This is a genomic window from Variovorax sp. J22G73 (assembly GCF_030317035.1).
Taxonomy (GTDB): Bacteria; Pseudomonadota; Gammaproteobacteria; order Burkholderiales; family Burkholderiaceae_C; genus Variovorax.
Window position 1 is genome coordinate 477,650 of sequence record NZ_JASZYK010000003.1, and the last position, 16,708, is coordinate 494,357.

General features: G+C 68.0%; 12 protein-coding genes. 5 read left to right on the forward strand and 7 right to left on the reverse strand.

The features are described from left to right. Positions 1-19: 19 nt before the first annotated feature. From QTI51_RS14795 to aspT (QTI51_RS14820), 6 genes are all read right to left on the reverse strand, one after another. On the reverse strand, positions 20-688 hold the full coding sequence (locus tag QTI51_RS14795; protein ID WP_286514718.1) for a prepilin peptidase: 669 nt from the start codon (positions 686-688) through the stop codon (positions 20-22). 107 nt (positions 689-795) lie between these two features. Continuing rightward, positions 796-2,625: a TonB family protein gene (locus QTI51_RS14800; RefSeq protein WP_286514722.1), complete on the reverse strand. Its 1,830-nt coding sequence runs from the start codon at positions 2,623-2,625 to the stop codon at positions 796-798. A gap of 18 nt (positions 2,626-2,643) precedes the next feature. After that, complete coding sequence (locus QTI51_RS14805; RefSeq protein ID WP_286514725.1) at positions 2,644-4,350, reverse strand: Hsp70 family protein; 1,707 nt, start codon at positions 4,348-4,350, stop codon at positions 2,644-2,646. 85 nt (positions 4,351-4,435) lie between these two features. Further along, positions 4,436-6,091, reverse strand: coding sequence for a bifunctional aspartate transaminase/aspartate 4-decarboxylase (locus tag QTI51_RS14810; protein ID WP_286514729.1), 1,656 nt, complete (start codon positions 6,089-6,091; stop codon positions 4,436-4,438). A 53-nt stretch (positions 6,092-6,144) separates the two neighbouring features. Then, positions 6,145-7,833: an aspartate-alanine antiporter gene (aspT, locus tag QTI51_RS14815; protein WP_116909742.1), complete on the reverse strand. Its 1,689-nt coding sequence runs from the start codon at positions 7,831-7,833 to the stop codon at positions 6,145-6,147. A 36-nt stretch (positions 7,834-7,869) separates the two neighbouring features. Next, positions 7,870-9,564 carry an aspartate-alanine antiporter gene (gene aspT / locus QTI51_RS14820; RefSeq protein WP_286514732.1) on the reverse strand — a complete coding sequence of 565 codons (1,695 nt, stop codon included), beginning with the start codon at positions 9,562-9,564 and terminating at the stop codon, positions 7,870-7,872. A gap of 470 nt (positions 9,565-10,034) precedes the next feature. Here aspT (QTI51_RS14820) and QTI51_RS14825 point away from each other — a divergent pair, with 470 nt between their 5' ends. The 4 genes from QTI51_RS14825 to QTI51_RS14840 all read left to right on the forward strand — a co-directional run bounded on the left by QTI51_RS14825 (position 10,035) and on the right by QTI51_RS14840 (position 14,141). Beyond that, the gene (locus QTI51_RS14825) at positions 10,035-11,057 is read left to right on the forward strand and encodes a sugar ABC transporter substrate-binding protein (RefSeq protein ID WP_286514734.1); all 1,023 of its coding nucleotides are present in this window, start codon (positions 10,035-10,037) and stop codon (positions 11,055-11,057) included. Positions 11,058-11,096: 39 nt separating this feature from the next. Further along, entirely contained in the window at positions 11,097-12,056 is a 960-nt protein-coding gene (locus QTI51_RS14830; protein ID WP_116909740.1) for an ABC transporter permease, read from the forward strand. Further along, positions 12,056-12,853 (forward strand): ATP-binding cassette domain-containing protein, encoded by a 798-nt coding sequence (locus QTI51_RS14835; protein WP_116909739.1) that lies wholly within the window; start codon positions 12,056-12,058, stop codon positions 12,851-12,853. Before QTI51_RS14830 ends, QTI51_RS14835 begins: the two co-directional genes overlap by 1 nt. Positions 12,854-12,986: 133 nt before the next feature. Then, positions 12,987-14,141, forward strand: coding sequence for an ROK family transcriptional regulator (locus QTI51_RS14840; RefSeq protein WP_286515716.1), 1,155 nt, complete (start codon positions 12,987-12,989; stop codon positions 14,139-14,141). Between the two features lie 75 nt (positions 14,142-14,216). Here the strand turns inward: QTI51_RS14840 and QTI51_RS14845 are convergent, their stop codons facing one another. Then, positions 14,217-15,149 (reverse strand): LysR family transcriptional regulator, encoded by a 933-nt coding sequence (locus QTI51_RS14845; RefSeq protein WP_286514737.1) that lies wholly within the window; start codon positions 15,147-15,149, stop codon positions 14,217-14,219. A gap of 126 nt (positions 15,150-15,275) precedes the next feature. Here QTI51_RS14845 and QTI51_RS14850 point away from each other — a divergent pair, with 126 nt between their 5' ends. Then, complete coding sequence (locus tag QTI51_RS14850; protein WP_286514740.1) at positions 15,276-16,697, forward strand: aldehyde dehydrogenase family protein; 1,422 nt, start codon at positions 15,276-15,278, stop codon at positions 16,695-16,697. Positions 16,698-16,708: the final 11 nt, after the last annotated feature.

The window sequence follows — 16,708 nt, forward strand, 5'->3', positions numbered from 1 at the left end:
CCGCGCAGGCACGGCCTCCTCAGAAAAGCCGATAACCCAGCATCGCGACCACCGCCGCCGTCATGTGCGCCGGGCCGGTCGGCACGGCGCGCTTGTGATGCGCGCCGCGCAGTGCGAACACGATCGCCATCAACAGCGATGCCACGACGAACGCCGCATAGATCGTGGGCAGCGCGGCCCAGCCGAACCACGCACCGGCCACTGCAAAGGCCTTGAGGTCACCGTAGCCCACGATGTCGCGGCCGGTGTTCGAGCGCACTGCCACTGTCACCAGCCATGGCGCGAGGTACCCCGACACAGCGCCGAGCACGTTGTCGGAAGCCGACCCCGTGGACGCGCGATAGAGCAGCCCCAGCCACAGTAACGCGAGCACGACCCTGTCCGGAAGCAGTTCATGTCGAACGTTTATCGCAGTCAGCAGGATCCATCCGAGCAGCAGCACGCACAGCATCGCGGTGTCGAGCGACGCGCCCCGCGCAAACGCGAGGCCGACACATGCCAACGCCGCACCGACGACGATGGCGAACTTGCTTGCCTTCGAGATGTCGAGTTCCGACGTGTCGCGCAGAAAGGGCTGGTAGTTCAGGTGCTCGCTGGCCCACGCTCTGTGCATGTCGAGCGGAATGCGCCGGATCCATGGCAACAGCGCAAAGGCTGCGAGTGCGCCGCCGCCGAGGGCGTAGGCCACGAGGGGTCCGATGTTCAAGGGCAGGGACAACATTCAATCTCCGACGAGGATGCGCAGCGATGTTCGCCGCAGCGGGCGCCAGCTCGTAAAAGTGGGAGCGAGGGCGATCATTGGCTTTTCGGGCGCAAGGCCAACACCATCTGGGGAGGTACCTTGCCTTGCTCGGGCAACGGCAGATATTCGGTCTTGAGAATGCCGCGCAACGCCGCCTGATCCCATTCGGGCATGCCGCTCGACTTGGACAGGCGGGCGCCGGTGATGGCGCCATCGGGTGCGAGGTCGACCGTGTACTCGACCACCGGGTTGCCTGCCACGTTCGCCGTGAAGACGATGTGGGAGCGCACCTTGGCGGCAATCCGGTCGCCCCAGCTGGCTTGCGCGGTCGGTGGCTGCGCCATCGTTCGAGGGGCCAGTGTCTGCGCCGCCGATGGCTCGGGCTTGAGGGATGCAGCACCTTCGCTCAGCACGAAGTTGATCGGCGCCAGGTACCAGACGGCGCCGGTCTTGCCAGTCTTCTCGCGGGGAATGACGAGCCGCGCGGCCTTGACCGCGTCGACAGCCGCAGCGTCCAGCCGCTCGTAGCCCGAACTCTGTGCAACGCGAATTCCCCGGACGGTGCCGTCGCTGTCGGGCAGCACCTTCACGAGGACCCTTCCTTGTTCACCCAGCCGCTTCGACAACGCCGGGTACACCGGGCGCGGTGCCACGCTGTATTCGGCCGTAGGTACGTCGGACGTCGCGATGCTGGTGCGGGGCGGTGGCGCGGGTGGCACGGGTGAAGCAGTTGGCGCAGCCGGTGCGAAGGTTGGTGATGTGGGCGACGTCGGGATGAGCGTGGCCGGCGGCCGGGCCGTCTGCGAAACGAGCGGCTCCGAGACCGGCATCCTCCCGCCCTGCCACTTGAGATATGACTGCAGCAGCACGAAGAGCAGCAGGCCCACGCAGAAGATCACGAACCAGGCCACCAGCTGGGAGGGCTTCAACGGCGTGCGCGGCGCGGCGGTCGCAGACGCGGCGCCACGAGGGCTCAGGCGGAATGTCGAACTCGCCGCCCTGGCATCGATCTGCCGCCACGCCGCGATGTTGTCGGTCTTCGACGTCAACCGCACCCAGTTGGGAAAGAGCCCCGCCGCTTGCAGCACATGGTCGAGGCCCAGCGCCACGGCTTCCTCGCCGGGGTTGGCGCGTTTGCGCAGCAGGTCGAGGTACTTCAGCTGCGGTTCCCGGTGCGCGGGCGGCAGGTCGGCATGGGCGTGTTGCTCCACGATGGCGGCGTCGACCACGTGGCCCGCCTTGCCCAGCCGCTGCAGCCGGGCGGAGTCCTTGCGCCATTCGAAGACCTCCGCGGCCGCCTCGAACAGGTGCTCGTGCCCCGCCTGCCAGCCGCTGGCCAGGATGTGCGCGACGTTGGCTTCGAAGAGGAAGCGGGCGTCCATGTCGAGCAGGCGTTCGTCTTCCAGCGCGGCACCAAGCAGCATCGCAGCGTCGTCGATCGACAGGGGCGGACGCTCGGTGAGGCGATCGGCGAACGCCACGATCGCCGCGTGTGCGTTCTCATGGGGCGAGACGGGGCGGGGTGCTTCGGTTGGGGGCTGCGTCGCCGCATCGGCACGGTCGATTTGCGCGGCGGGCTCCGACGGTGCGTCTTGCTCGACGGGCCTTTCCTGAACTTCCTGTGGTTGCGGCAGCTCCTGCAAGGCAGGTGCAGGTGCAGGTGCAGGTGCAGGTGCAGGTGCAGCCCCGGATGCATCGGCCGGCGGCCTGCGGCGCGCCCAGGCCAGCGCGGCTTCGTAGGTCTCGCGCAGCCGCTGGAAGGCGGCCGCTTCGGTTTCCTGGTCGATCTTCTTCAGTTCGGAGGCGTAGGCCCGCCGAACGGCGCGCTCGTCGGCGTCGGGACGCAGGCCCAACGCGAGCAGGAAGCCCGGTACATCGTTCATCGGCGCCGTCGCTTTCGGTCAGTCCGCCAGATGGCTGTCGCGCTCGATGTGGTCCAACTGCTCCTGGAACCGGCGGTGCGCCGGTGCGATGAGCCGCTTGTCCTGCGTGGCCAGCACGCGTTCGAACTCCGTGATGCAGACGCCCAGCCATTCGCGCAGTTCGCCGCGCAGCTGTTGGTAGACGCGCTCGCCGCGTGCGAGCAGCGTGCGGTTTTCGATGCGGTCGCGCGGATGGATCTTGAGTTCGCCCAGTGCCTGCAGCCGCTGCTTGATCTCCGCGTCGCTCAGCAGCCCGGGGTTGCCCTCGATCAGCAGGCCGAAGGTCTGCTGCGTCTTCTGCACCGTCGCCTCCACCTGCAGCAGGCCGTTGACGTCGTAGGTGAAGCGCACCTCGACCACCGACTCCTGAATCGGCCCGGGCGGCAACGGCACCTCGAGGTTTCCCAGGTGCACGTTGTCGCGCACCATGCGCGACTCGCCCTGGAACACCTGGAGCTGGATGGCCGCTTGCCCGTCGGCGCCGGGAATGTATGTCTTCGAGCGACTGACCGGGACCGTGCTGTTGCGCTCGATGATGGGGTCGAAGTGCCCATGCGACGACGCGTTGCTGCCCAGCCGGTGGCTCACCGCGACGCCGAGCGAGTACGGCGCGACGTCGGTCATCACCACTTCCTTCAGCGCCGCGTCCTTCGCCTTGAGGCCTGCCTGCACGGCCGCGCCCAGCGCGACGACTTCGTCGGGGTTGAAGTCGATGGACGGAAAGCGACCGAACATCGTCGTGGCCAACCGCCGCACCACCGGCATGCGGGTGGCACCGCCCGCGAGCACCACGGCGTCCAGCTCCGCCGCGCGCAGGTTGGCATCGCGCAGTGCGCGCTCCACCGGCGCGCGCAGGCGCTTCAGCAGCGGTGCGCAGGCTTCCTCGAGCAGGGCTTCGTCGAGCGCGAGACGGTGCTGGACGGCCTCGTGCGCGACGACGATCTCGGCGCCGGGGTGCAGGCTCAGCGCCTGCTTCGCCGCCTCGGTCTGCGCAGCCAGCCGCTGCATGAAATGCGCGTCGTTGCGCAGGCTCGCGGGCAGCGCGTTGCGCTCGAAGAAGAGGGTGATGAGCGACTCGACGAAGTCTTCCCCGCCGAGAAAGTTGTCCCCCGCCGATGCGCGCACTTCCATCACGCCGTCGAACATCTCGAGGATCGACACGTCGAAGGTGCCGCCGCCCAGGTCGAACACCAGGAATCGCGTTTCGGCGCCCATGTTGTGCATGCCGTAGGCCAGTGCCGCGGCGGTGGGCTCGTTCAGCAGCCGCTCCACCTTCAGCCCCGCGAGTTCGCCCGCCGCACGCGTGGCCTTGCGCTGCGCGTCCGAGAAGTAGGCCGGCACGGTGATGACGGCTTCATGAACCGGCTCGCCCAGCATGGCCTCGGCGTCGGCCTTCAGCGAGCGCAGCACCAGCGCCGAGAGTTCCTCGGGCCTGAACTCGCGCTTGCCCAGGCGCACCGTCTTGTTGCTGCCCATGTAGCGCTTGAAGACGGCGGCGGTGCGCCCGGGGTGGGTCTGCAACCGCTCCCTCGCGGCCTTGCCCACGAGCACCGTGTCGTCTTCGTCGATGCTGACGCACGAGGGCGTCAGGTGCTCCCCCAGTCCATTGGGAACGAGTACGGACTTGCCGTCCCGCCACACGGCCACCAGGCTGTTGGTCGTGCCCAGGTCGATACCTACGATCATGCTCACCCCTTTGAGGTCCCTCTTTATGGGGCAGGATCGTATGCGAAGGACGAGGGCCCGGCGGCAGCGCCGGGCCTTGCGCGCGCTACTTTTTTTCGCGCTTCGCGGGTTTCACGACAGTGGTTTTGGCCTTGGCGCCCTTGCCGCCCTTGCCGCCCCCGTTCTCCTTCTCGAAGATCGCAAAGTACTCCGAAGCCAACCCCCGCAGCGACCTTCCGATGTTCGCGTAGTCGTATTCATTGAGGTTCGCCAGCGACACCCGCCCCGACGCCTGCTTGCCCCCGAAGCCCCGCCCTGGCAGCAGCACGATGCTGGTCTCCTCGGCGATGCGGAAGAGCGCCTCGTTGGGCTCCAGCTTCGTCAATATCCATTGCCCGAAGCGCTCGCCGTGCATCTGCGTGGCAATGTCGTGCAGGTCGAGCAGGTGGTAGTAGCTCACCGAGTTCGGGTCGGCCGGCAGCGGCAGGCCGAGCTCGCGGTACAGGGCCTCCTTGCGGCGCGCGACGATGCGCTTCATCGATTTCTTGTAGCTCTCGGGCTCGTCCATCAGGCAGAACAGCGAGAACATCACCATCTGCGCCTGCACCGGCGTCGACAGGCCTGCGGTGTGGTTCAGCGCCACGGTGCGGCTGTCGGCCACCAGCCGGTCGATGAACTTCAGCTTGCGTGGCTCGGTGGTGATGGAGCTGTAGCGCGCGTCGAGTTCCTTGCGCTTGGCCTCGGGCAGCGCGGCGATCTGCCGGTCGAGGATGTTGTCCTCGTGCGTGGCCACCACGCCCATGCGCCAGCCGGTGGCGCCGAAGTACTTCGAGAACGAATACACCAGGATGGTGTTCTGCGGGCACACCGCGAACAGCGAGAGAAAGTTGTCCGCGAAGGTGCCGTACACGTCGTCCGTGAGGATGATGAGGTCGGGCCGCTGCTTCACGATGTCGGCGATGTAGCCCAGCACCTCGTCGCTGATCTTCACCGACGGCGGGTTGCTCGGGTTGCATAAAAAGAAGGCCTTCACCTTCGGGTCGAGCAGCTTCTGCAGCTCCTTCCTGGTGAACTGCCAGTTGTTCTCGGGCGGCGCGTCGATCAGCGCCTCGATCAGCTGGTCGTCGTTCAGGTGCGGGATCTCGATGTACGGCGTGAAGATGGGCATGCCCAGCGCAATGGTGTCGCCGGGCTGCAGCAGGTGGTTCTCGCGCAGGCTGTTGAACAGGTACGTCATGGCGGCGGTGCCGCCTTCCACCGCGTACATGTCGAACTGGCCCACGAAGGGGTGGGTGCCGATCATTTCCTGGTGGATGTACTGGCCCACGATGATCTCGCTCAGGCGCAGCATGCGGTCGGGCACCGGGTAGTTGCAGCCCAGTATGGCCTCGCACATCTCGTAGATGAAGTCGCCCGCCGACAGGCCGAGCTGGTCGCGCACGTAGGACACGGCGGCCTCGATGAAGCGCACGCCGGGCTGGCCCTGGTTGGCCTTGGTGAAGATCTCGAAGCGCGCCTCGATGCCCTCGCGCTGCGGGAAGCCACCCACGCCCTCCATGTAGATGTACGAGCGCTCGCTCTCGGTCATGGCGAACAGGCCGAACTGGAAGAAGCCGTGCCGCGGCGTGGTCGCCAGGAAGTTGGGGTTGCCGCGCCCGGCGTTGAGCATGAGGCGGTCGCTTTGCCGGGCCACCTGGATGAGTGCGTCCTTGAGTTCGAAGGGGCTCAGGCCGCCGAGTTTCTTCACGTCGCTGAAATCCATGGAACGCTCCTTTGAAAGAAAAAATCGAGAGTGCGAAAGTGCTTGTGATGTGCTCAGACCAGCGCCACGATCAGCGGCCCCAGCAGCGTGAGGAACACGTTCGCCAGCGCATAGGTGATGGCGAAGGGCACCGTGGGCATGGAGTTCTCGGCCTTGTCGAGCACTTCGCCGAAGGCCGGGTTGGCGCTGCGCGAGCCGCTGAGCGCGCCCGCGAAGATGGCCGTGTTGGTGTAGCGCAGCACATAGCGCCCGAACAGCATGGTGAGCAGCATCGGCACGATGGTCACGACCACGCCCACGCCGAAGATGGTCAGCCCCAGCTGCTTGATGGTCTGCACCGCCTGCAGGCCCGAAGACAGGCCCACCACCACCACGAAGCCCGCCAGCCCCAGGTCCTTGAGCAGCTGCACGGCGCTGGTCGGCAGCGCGCCGAAGGTCTGCTTCTTGGCGCGGTACCAGCCGAACAGCAGGCCCGACAGCAGCGCGCCGCCGCCCGCGCCGAGCGTGAGCGGAATGCTGCCGATCTTCACGCTCAGCAGGCCGACCAGCAGGCCCACCACCAGGCCCGCGCCCAGGTAGACGAAGTCGGTCTTGGCGCTGGGGACGATCACGTCGCCGATGACGGCGGCCACGCGCTTCACGTCCTGCTCGGCGCCGAAGATCGACACCAGGTCGCCGGCCTGCACCACGGTGTCGGGCTTCATGGGCAGCACCTGGCCCATGCGGCTGAGTTGCACCACGAAGATGCCGTGGCGCACGCCGCCGGCGGTGGCCTGGCGAATCTGCTCCACGGTCTTGCGGTCGAACTCCTTGTTGGTCAGCACGATCTCGCGCTTCTGCATGGTGAGTTCCATGCCGTCGACCGCGTACACCTCCTTGCCCAGCAGCGGCGCGCTGGCCACCACGGCGTCGCGCCGGCCCACGGCCAGCACGATGTCGCCCTGGCGCAGCAGCAGTTCGGGGCTCACCTCGATGAACTTGCCCTCGCGCTTCACGCGCTCGAGGGTGATGGTGGTGGCCGGGTTGGCGTTCTCGATGTCGGCCACGGTGCGCTTCGGATCGCCCGTGAGTTCATAGATGCGTCCCACCAGCGAGGGCGCCGCTTCTTCCTGGTCGGGCCCCAGCACCTTCACGCCGGCCTGCATGGCGGTCTCGGCCGCGATGGCGTCGTCGCGGATGGTGCGGCCCATGAACTTCGGCAGGATGTTCACGCACACGATGATGGCGCCGAACGAGCCGAACACATAGGTCACCGCATAGCCGATGGCCACGTTGGCCTGCAAGCGCGCCGTCTCGGCCGCCTCCAGCCCCAGCTTGCCGATGGCGTCGCCCGCCGTGCCGATGATGGCCGATTGCGTGAGCCCGCCCGCCGCCACGCCCGCGGCCAAGCCCTTGTCGAGCCCGCACAGCTTGGCCATGACCACCACCGTCGCCAGGCCGGTGATGGCCATCACCGCGGCAAGGATGATTTCCTTCACCGACTGCTTGCCGAGCGAGCTGAAGAACTGCGGCCCGCTCTCGAAGCCCACCGCGTAGATGAACAGGGCGAACAGCACTGCCTTCACGCCGGCGTCCACCTGCACGCCGACCTGGCTCACCAGCACGGCCACCAGCAGCGAGCCGGCCACGCCGCCGAGCTGGAACTTGCCGAACTTGATCTTGCCGATCCAGTAGCCCACCGCCAGTGACAGGAAGAGCGCCATCTCCGGCGATTTCTTGAAGAGTTCGTGCAGCCATTCCATGGGTCGAGTCCTTTCAGGTTGCAGATCGATAAAAAACTAGTTCGCGTGGTGCGCCACCAACCCGGCCAACGCGACGATGAGCGGCCCCATCAGCGGCAGCACCACGTTCGAGATGGCATAGGTGATCGTGTAGCCCAGCAGCGGCGTGGCGTTGCCCGCCGCGTTCTGCACCGCGCTGAGCGCGGGCGTGCTGCACTGCTGTCCCGCGATGGCGCCCAGCAGCACGGGCGCCTCGAGCTTGAGCAGCCGGTGCCCCACGAACAGCGAGATGCTCGCCGGCACCACCGCAATGGCCACGCCCACCAGCGGCAGCGCAATGCCGAACTTCTTGATGAGCGACAGCGCCTGCGGCCCCGACGCCAGGCCCACGCAAGCAATGAACGTCGCCAGGCCCAGGTCCTTCATGAGCGCCAGCGCCTCGGGCGGCACGCTCAGGCGGTGCGGGTTCTTCGACTGGTACCAGCCGAAGAGCAGCCCCGTGACCAGCGCGCCGCCGCCCGTGCCCAGCGAGAACGGAATGCCGCCCAGCTTCAGGCTGAAGCCGCCGATGAACACGCCCAGCAGGATGCCCGCCGCCGCGTAGCTGATGTTGCTGTGCGTGGAAGCCACCACGCGGTCGCCGATGAGCGGCAGCGCGCGCGACACGTCGAGCACCGGGCCGTAGAGCTTGAGCACGTCGCCGCGCTGCAGGGCCACGTCGTGCAGCAGCGGCATCGCGTTGCCGTCGCGCTGCAGGCCCACGATCTGCACGCCGGCCGGCAGCGGCGCGCCCAGCTCGTGCAGCTGGCGGCCGTACCACTCGCGACGGTTGACCACCACCTCGGTGGTCTCCACCACGGTGTCGAAGGCCGTGGTGTTCGCGAACTCGCGGCCCAGCAGCTCGGCCACGTTCACCAGCACGCTGCGCCGCCCGATGGCCAGCACCTCGTCGAAGGCCTGCAGCCGCAGCGTGGGCTCGACCGCCAGGCTCTGGCCGCGCCGCATCACGCGCTCGATGCTGGCGTGCCCGCCGAAGATGGCCGCGAGCTCGCCCACGGTGCGCCCGCGCCCCACGGTCACCAGGAACACGCGCCCGACCATCTCGGGCGTGGCGGTGGCCGCGTCGGGTTCTTCACCGCCGCCGCCCATCGTCTTCCACAGCCTGTCGGCCTCGGCGCGCAGGTCCACGCGCAGCAGCAGCGGAAACACCTGGCTGGTGACGATCACGATGGCGATCAGCCCGAACACGTACGTGATGGAGTAGGCCGTGACCACGTTGGCCTGCAGCTGCTGGATGTCCGCGGCCGGCAGCGCCAGCTTGGAGATGGCGTCGGTCGCCGTGCCCACCACGGCCGACTCGGTGGCAGCGCCCGCCATCAGCCCCGCGGCCGTGCCCTGGTCGAGCGACAGGAACAGCGTGGCCGCGAGCACCAGCGCCAGCACCACCACCACCTCGACCAGGCACAGCAGGCCCAGGCGCAAGCCCTTGGCGTCGAGGTTGGCAAAAAACTGAGGGCCGCCCGCATAGCCGAGCGCGAAGATGAACAGCATGAAGAACACGTTCTTCACGCTGTCGTCCAGCCGGATGCCGAGCTGGCCCACGCACAGCGCGGCAATCAGCGTGCCGCAGATGCCGCCGAGCTGCACCGGCCCAAAGCGAATCTGGCCGACCGCGTAGCCGACGGCCAGCACCAGGAACAAAGCGATTTCAGGCTGGCGCTGCAGCGCCGCCGCTGCCCATTCACCCGTCACGCGCCGTTTCTCCGGTTCATTGTTTATTTGTCATTTGGAGAGAACTTTTTATTGAACGCCAACAATAGTTAGTTGTTGGAATTGTTCCTTGCGATTAATCAAAATTTAAAATAATTGTGAAAATAAGCAAGGGGCATCCGCATGAAATGCAATCTGCAAACGATCTTTGTATCCATCTAATTGAAGTAAGAGATTTGTTTTAAACCTCGCCTATCTTTTGGCGATTTGCCATCAGGCTTTCTTGCTGATCCTGAAGCGCGCGGGCGCGGCGCCCTAACGCTGCCGTGCACCGACTTCCCCGATCCCGACCTCCGGGTTTTCGATAACTAAATCATCTTGATTTAGTCCGCCGCCTGCTCGATAGTCCCCCTGCGCCCGGACACCGAGCCTTCGATACCCCGCAAGGCCCGAGCGATCCGGTTCCAAAAAGACCGCAGGGCGCATCGCCGCCCGCCCAAGGAGACAAGACCATGCACAGCACCCGCTCCATCCTGGCCATGGCGGCCATGTCCCTCGCCGCGTCGGCCGCATCGACCGCGTTCATGCCCGCCTTCGCCGCCGACCAGCCCGTCATCGGCCTGGTTACCAAGACCGAGACCAACCCGTTCTTCGTGAAGATGAAGGAAGGCGCGCAGGAAGAAGCCAAGAAGCTCGGCGCCAAGCTGCTCTCGGGCGCAGGCAAGGCCGACGGCGACAACGCCGGCCAGATCACCGCGATGGAAAACATGATCGCGGCCGGGGCCAAGACCATCCTCATCACGCCCAGCGACGCCAAGGCGATCGTGCCGGCCATCAAGAAGGCGCGCGACAAGGGCGTGATGGTGATCGCGCTCGACAGCCCGGCCGATCCGCCGGACGCGACCGACGCGCTCTTCGCCACCAACAACTACACGGCCGGCGTGCTGATCGGCGAGTACGCCAAGGCCGCCATGGCGGGCAAGCCCGCGAAGATCGTCGCGCTCGACCTGCTGCCGGGCCACCCGGTGGGCGCGCAGCGCCACAACGGCTTCATGAAGGGCTTCGGCCTGCCGGCCAACGAGGCGAAGTCGAACGAGCTGTCGAAGGCGCCCGAAATCGTCTGCATGGCCGACAGCTACGGCGACCAGGCCAAGGCGCAGACGGTGATGGAAAACTGCCTGCAGAAGGCGCCCGACGTGAACCTGGTCTACACCATCAACGAGCCCGCCGCGGCCGGTGCGTACAACGCGCTGAAGCGCGCGGGCAAGGAGAAGGGCGTGCTCATCGTCTCGGTGGACGGCGGCTGCCAGGGCATCAAGGACACCAACGCCGGCATCATCGCCGCCACCTCGCAGCAGTACCCGCTGAAGATGGCCGCCATGGGCGTGGCCGCGGGCGTGGAGTTCGCCAAGACGGGCAAGAAGGCCTCCGGCTATGTCGACACGGGCGTGACCCTCATCGCCGGCAAGAGCGTGGCGGGCGTGGACAGCAAGGACACCAAGACCGGTGCCGAGCTGTGCTGGGGCAAGAAGTAAACACCCGGCCCTTCAGCTGAACCAAGGGAGGCACATTCGATGGCGAAATCCGCAACGCACCACATCCCGTGGGGTGCCCTGGGGCCGTGGCTGGCCCTGCTGGGCGCCTGCATCTTCTTCGCGACGCAGTCCGACCGCTTCCTCACGGGCGGCAACCTGTCGCTGATCCTGCAGCAGGTGATGGTGGTGGGCGTGATCGCCATCGGCCAGACGCTGATCATCCTCACGGCGGGCATCGACCTGTCGTGCGGCATGGTGATGGCGCTGGGCGGAATCATCATGAGCAAGTTCGCCACCGAGCTCGGCATGCCCGCGCCGCTGGCCATCCTGTGCGGCATCGGCGTGACCACGCTGTTCGGCCTGCTCAACGGCCTGCTGGTCACGCGCATCAAGCTGCCGCCTTTCATCGTGACGCTGGGCACGCTGAACATCGCCTTCGCGATCACGCAGCTGTATTCGTCGTCGCAGACCATCACCGACCTGCCCGGCGGCCTCACGGGCCTGGGGCTGACCTTCACCATCGGCAGCGCGGAGGTGGCCTGGGGCTCGGTGCTGATGGTGGCGCTGTATGCGCTCGCGTGGTTCGTGCTGCGCGAGACGGCCGCGGGCCGGCACATCTACGCGGTGGGCAACAACGCCGAAGCGACGCGGCTGGTGGGCATTCCCACGCAGCGCGTGCTGCTGGGCGTGTACGTGGCCGCGGGCGTGCTGTACGGCATTGCCGCGCTGCTGTCGGTGGCGCGCACCGGCGTGGGCGACCCCAACGCGGGGCAGACGGAAAACCTCGATGCCATCACCGCGGTGGTGCTCGGCGGCACCAGCCTGTTCGGCGGGCGCGGCATCGTGCTGGGCTCGCTCATCGGCGTGCTCATCGTGGGCGTGTTCCGCAACGGGCTCACGCTGATGGGCGTGTCGTCGATCTACCAGGTGCTGGTCACGGGCGTGCTCGTGATTCTTGCGGTGGCCGCCGACCAGCTCTCGCGCAAGGGAGCCCGCTGATGAACACCGTCACCAACCCCAAGATCGTCATGCAGGCCAAGGGCCTGGTGAAGCGCTACGGCCAGGTCACCGCGCTCGACGGCGTCGACTTCGAGCTGCGCGAGGGCGAGATCCTTGCGGTGATCGGCGACAACGGCGCGGGCAAGTCGTCGCTCATCAAGGCGCTGTCGGGCGCGGTGGTGCCCGACGAAGGGCAGATCCTGCTCGACGGCAAGCCGGTGCAGTTCCGCAACCCGCTGGACGCGCGCCGCGCGGGCATCGAGACGGTGTACCAGGACCTGGCCGTGGCCCCGGCCATGACCATCTACGAAAACCTGTTTCTCGGGCGCGAGCTGCGCCGCCCCGGCTTCCTGGGCAACGTGCTGCGCATGCTCGACAAGAAGAAGATGCTGGTGGAAAGCACCGCGCGCATGGCCGACCTGAAGGTGGGCATCCAGTCGATGACGCAGGCGGTCGAAACGCTCTCGGGCGGCCAGCGCCAGTGCGTGGCGGTGGCGCGCAGCGCGGCCTTCGCGCGGCACGTGGTCATCATGGACGAGCCCACCGCCGCGCTCGGCGTGAAGGAGGGCAACATGGTGCTGGAGCTGATTCGCCGCGTGCGCGACCGCGGCCTGCCCGTGGTGCTCATCAGCCACAACATGCCGCACGTGTTCGAGGTGGCCGACCGCATCCACGTGGCGCGGCTGGGCAAGCGCGCGGCCGTGCTCGACCCGAAGAAGATCAGCATGAGCGACACCGTCGCCGTGATGACCGGCGCCATGACCGCCGACCAGTTGCCCGCGGAGGCGCATGCCTGATGCGGACGCCACCGCGCCCACGGCCGATGCCGTGGCGGACCGTTCGCCGGACCCTGTTCCCGAGCGCACTCCCGAGCCCGTTCCCGAGCGTGCCCCGGACCTGCTGCGGCCGCGCGGCTCCAACCAGGTCGGCATGCGCCAGTTCAACGAACGCACCGTGCTGCAGGCGCTGCGCGTGCACACCAGCCTGCCCAAGGCCGACCTCGCGCGGCTCACCGGGCTGAGCGCGCAGACCATCGGGCTCATCACCGCGCGGCTCGAAGAAGACGGCCTCATCGTCAAGCAGAGCCGCGTGCGCGGGCGCATCGGCCAGCCGTCGGTGCCGTTGGCGCTGAACCCCGACGGCGCCTTCGCCATCGGCATCAAGGTGGGGCGGCGCGGCGCCGAGTGGCTGCTGATCGACTTCACCTCGCAGGTGCGCGAGCGCCACGCCATCAGCTACGACTTTCCCGACGTCGACGAACTGCTGCCCGCCATTGCGCAGCACATTCACCGGCTGCGCGACGGGCTCGGCGCGCTGGCCGTGCGCAACGTGGGCGCGGGTCTGGCCGCGCCGTTCCAGCTCGGCGGCTGGCACCGCACGCTGGGCTTGTCGAAGGCGCAGGCCGACCTGTGGAACCAGATGGACCTGGCCGCCGAGGTGCGCGCGCGCACCGACGTGCCTGTGAGCTTCGCGCGCGATACCGTGGCCGCCTGCGTGGCCGAGCTGGTGAGCGGGCGCGGGCACGACCTGAAGAGCTTCCTGTACATCTTCGTGGACACCTTCGTGGGTGGCGGGCTGGTCATCAACTCGCACCTGCACACGGGGGCGCATGGCAATGCCGGCGCACTGGCCTCGTTGCCGATGCAGCCCGCGCGCGCCGGCGGCGCGCTGCCGCCGCAGGTGATGGCCGAGGCCTCCCTGTGGGAGCTGGAGCAGCGGCTGCAGGGCGAGGGACTGGACCCCACCGCGGCCTATGACGAGCGCGCGTTGCAGCCGCCCTTCGCCGCGGCGACGCAAGCGTGGCTGGGCACCGCGTCGCTGGCGCTGGCGCACGCCATCGTCAGCAGCACCGCGGTGCTCGACCTGGCGGACGTGGTGATGGACGGTTCGATGTCGCGCGCCTTGCTGCAAGCCTTGCTGGCGCAGACCCGCGCGGCGCTGGCGCAGTGCAACTGGGAAGGCCTGTGGCCGCCGCAGTTGCACGCGGGCGGCGTGGGGGCGCAGGCCTGCGCGCTGGGCGGGGCGATGCTGCCGCTGCACGCGAACTTCGCGCCGGGGCATGAGGTGTTCTTGAAGGCGGACTGAAATCGACTGAAGGCGGACCGAAGCCGGACGGCAATCGGCCCGGGGGAGTCTTCGCTCCCCGCGCCGAAGCGGCTTTCAACCGGCTCTGCCGGCGCCGCGCAGTTCATGGATCAGGTCGATCAGCGCACGCAGCCCCGCCGGCACATGGCGGTGGCCGGCGTAGTACAGGCACAGACCCGGCGCGGGCGCCGTCCACGCGTCGAGCACGCGCACCAGCCGGCCGCTGGACAGGTCGTCCGCCACGTACCACTGCGCCAGTTGCGCCAGGCCGATGCCTTGGCGCGCGGCCTGCAGCATCAGCAGGGGCGCGTCGAGCACCAGCGGGCCGGGCACCTCCATGCTCAGCGCCTTGCCTTTTCCCTTGCCCTTGCCCTTTCCCTTGCTCGCGAACTCCCACGGCGAAGGCGTGCCGCCGGGCAGGCGCGCGCGAATGCACGCATGCTGCGCGAGGTCGGCGGGCTTCTTCGGCGCCGGGTGCCGTTCGAAGTAGCCGGGCGAGCCCACCACGGCCATCGGCACGTCCTCGGTGATGGGCACGCGGATCATGTCGCGCGGCACCAGCGAGCTCACGCGCAGGCCCGCGTCGAAACCTTCACCGACCACGTCGACCAGGCGCCCCTCGGTGACGATGTCGATCGTCATGCCAGGGCAGCGGCGCAGAAACTCGAGCATCAGCGGCTCGAACACCATCAGCGCGGCGCCCAGCGAGCTGTTGATGCGCAGCGTGCCGCCCGGCGCGGCCTTGCTGTCGGTCACCGCCGCCATGGCGTCGTGGATCCGCGTGACCGCCGGGCCCACCTGCGCCACGAACTGCTGGCCCGCCTCGGTGAGCGAGACGCTGCGCGTGGTGCGGTGGAACAGCCGCGCGCCGAGCCGGGCCTCCAGGTTGGCCACGGCGTTGCTCACGGCCGTGGCCGACATGTCGAGCTCGACCGCCGCAGCCGCGAAGCCCCGGCGCCGCGCCACCGCCAGCACCACCTCGAGTTCGGTCAGTCCGCTCTTGTGCATTGTGCTGATTTTCGTGATGAAACATCCATGTTTCATCATATTCCCAGGGCAATGGGTGCTGCCTAGACTTCGTTCTCATCAAGCGATTCACCCAGGGTCACGACCCGCGAAAGGCAAGGCAACACCATGTGGAACATCGACAAGGCATACATCGACGGCGCCTTCGTTCCCGTGCAGGGCAGCGAGGTGGTCGAAACGGTCAATCCGGCAACGGAGCAGGTCATCGGCACGGCAACGCTGGCCAACCGCGACGACGCCCGGCGCGCCGTTGCGGCCGCCAACCGCGCGCAGCAGGCCTTGCGCCGCACCGGCAAGGCCGAGCGCGTCGAGATGCTCGAGCAGCTTTCGCGGGCAGTGCTGGCGCGCACTGACGACATTCGCGACGTGACCATCGAGGAATACGGCGGGCCGCTCTCGCGTGCGCAGTGGGTGAGCCAGTACGCCTCGCAGTGTTTCGCGGGCGCGGCGAAGACGCTGCAGGCCTACGAGTTCACGCGCCGCATCGGCGAGGCCACGGTGGTCATGGAGCCGGTGGGCGTCGCGGGCCTCATCGCGCCGTGGAACAGCACGGCCGGCACGGTGTGCAGCAAGCTGGCTTCGGCCATTGCGGCGGGCTGCGCCTCGGTCATCAAGCCGAGCGAGCTGAGCCCGATCCAGTCGCAGGTGGTTGCCGAGGCCTTGCACGGCGCGGGCCTGCCGGCGGGCATCTTCAACATCCTGCTCGGCCGCGGCAACGACGTGGGCGACGAGATCAGCACCAGCCCCGGCATCGCCAAGCTGTCGTTCACCGGCTCCACGGCCACGGGCAAGGCCATTGCCCGCGCGGGCATCGACACCATGAAGCGCGTGAGCCTGGCGCTTACCGGCAAGTCGGCCAGCGTGGTGCTCGACGACGCCGACCTGGCCGTGGCGCTGCCCATGGCCGTGAACGCGGCCTTCATGAACAACGGGCAGGCCTGCGTGGCGGGCACGCGCCTGCTGGTGCCGCGCTCGCGCATGAAAGAGGTGGCCGAGCGGCTGGGCGCCATCGTCGCGGGCCTGCGCGTGGGCGATCCGCGCGATGCGGCCACGGCCATCGGCCCGCTGGCGAGCCGGGCGCAGTACGAGCGCGTCCAGGGTTTCATTCGCCGCGGGCTGGCGCAGGGCGCCACGCTGCTCGCGGGTAGCGAAGGCCGGCCCGCGGGGCTGGAGCGCGGATGGTTCGTGCGGCCCACGGTGTTCACCGGCGTGCGCAACGACATGGACATCGCCCGCGAAGAAATCTTCGGGCCGGTGCTGTCGGTGATCGCTTATGAAGACGAGGACGACGCCATCGGCATCGCCAACGATTCGGCCTACGGCCTGCAGGCCTATGTGTTCTCGTCGCAGCCGCAGCGCGCCCACGGCGTGGCGCAGCAGCTGCAAGCCGGCACGGTGCTGGTGAACCGCATCGCGCCCGAGTTGCTCGCGCCCTTCGGCGGCGTGAAGCAGTCGGGCGTCGGCAGGGAGTTCGGCGTGTTCGGCATGGAGGCTTTCATGGAGCCGAAGACCATCGCCGAGGCGCGCTGAGGTCCGGCGGG

What these genes read in the sequence shown, in the direction of transcription:
- QTI51_RS14835 (WP_116909739.1), top strand. Translation starts at nt 12,056, where the DNA reads ATGAACACCGTCACCAACCCCAAGATCGTCATGCAGGCCAAGGGCCTG.
- aspT (WP_116909742.1), bottom strand. Translation starts at nt 7,833, where the DNA reads ATGGAATGGCTGCACGAACTCTTCAAGAAATCGCCGGAGATGGCGCTC.
- QTI51_RS14800 (WP_286514722.1), bottom strand. Translation starts at nt 2,625, where the DNA reads ATGAACGATGTACCGGGCTTCCTGCTCGCGTTGGGCCTGCGTCCCGAC.
- QTI51_RS14850 (WP_286514740.1), top strand. Translation starts at nt 15,276, where the DNA reads ATGTGGAACATCGACAAGGCATACATCGACGGCGCCTTCGTTCCCGTG.
- QTI51_RS14825 (WP_286514734.1), top strand. Translation starts at nt 10,035, where the DNA reads ATGCACAGCACCCGCTCCATCCTGGCCATGGCGGCCATGTCCCTCGCC.
- QTI51_RS14840 (WP_286515716.1), top strand. Translation starts at nt 12,987, where the DNA reads ATGCGCCAGTTCAACGAACGCACCGTGCTGCAGGCGCTGCGCGTGCAC.
- QTI51_RS14805 (WP_286514725.1), bottom strand. Translation starts at nt 4,350, where the DNA reads ATGATCGTAGGTATCGACCTGGGCACGACCAACAGCCTGGTGGCCGTG.
- QTI51_RS14845 (WP_286514737.1), bottom strand. Translation starts at nt 15,149, where the DNA reads ATGCACAAGAGCGGACTGACCGAACTCGAGGTGGTGCTGGCGGTGGCG.
- QTI51_RS14830 (WP_116909740.1), top strand. Translation starts at nt 11,097, where the DNA reads ATGGCGAAATCCGCAACGCACCACATCCCGTGGGGTGCCCTGGGGCCG.
- QTI51_RS14810 (WP_286514729.1), bottom strand. Translation starts at nt 6,091, where the DNA reads ATGGATTTCAGCGACGTGAAGAAACTCGGCGGCCTGAGCCCCTTCGAA.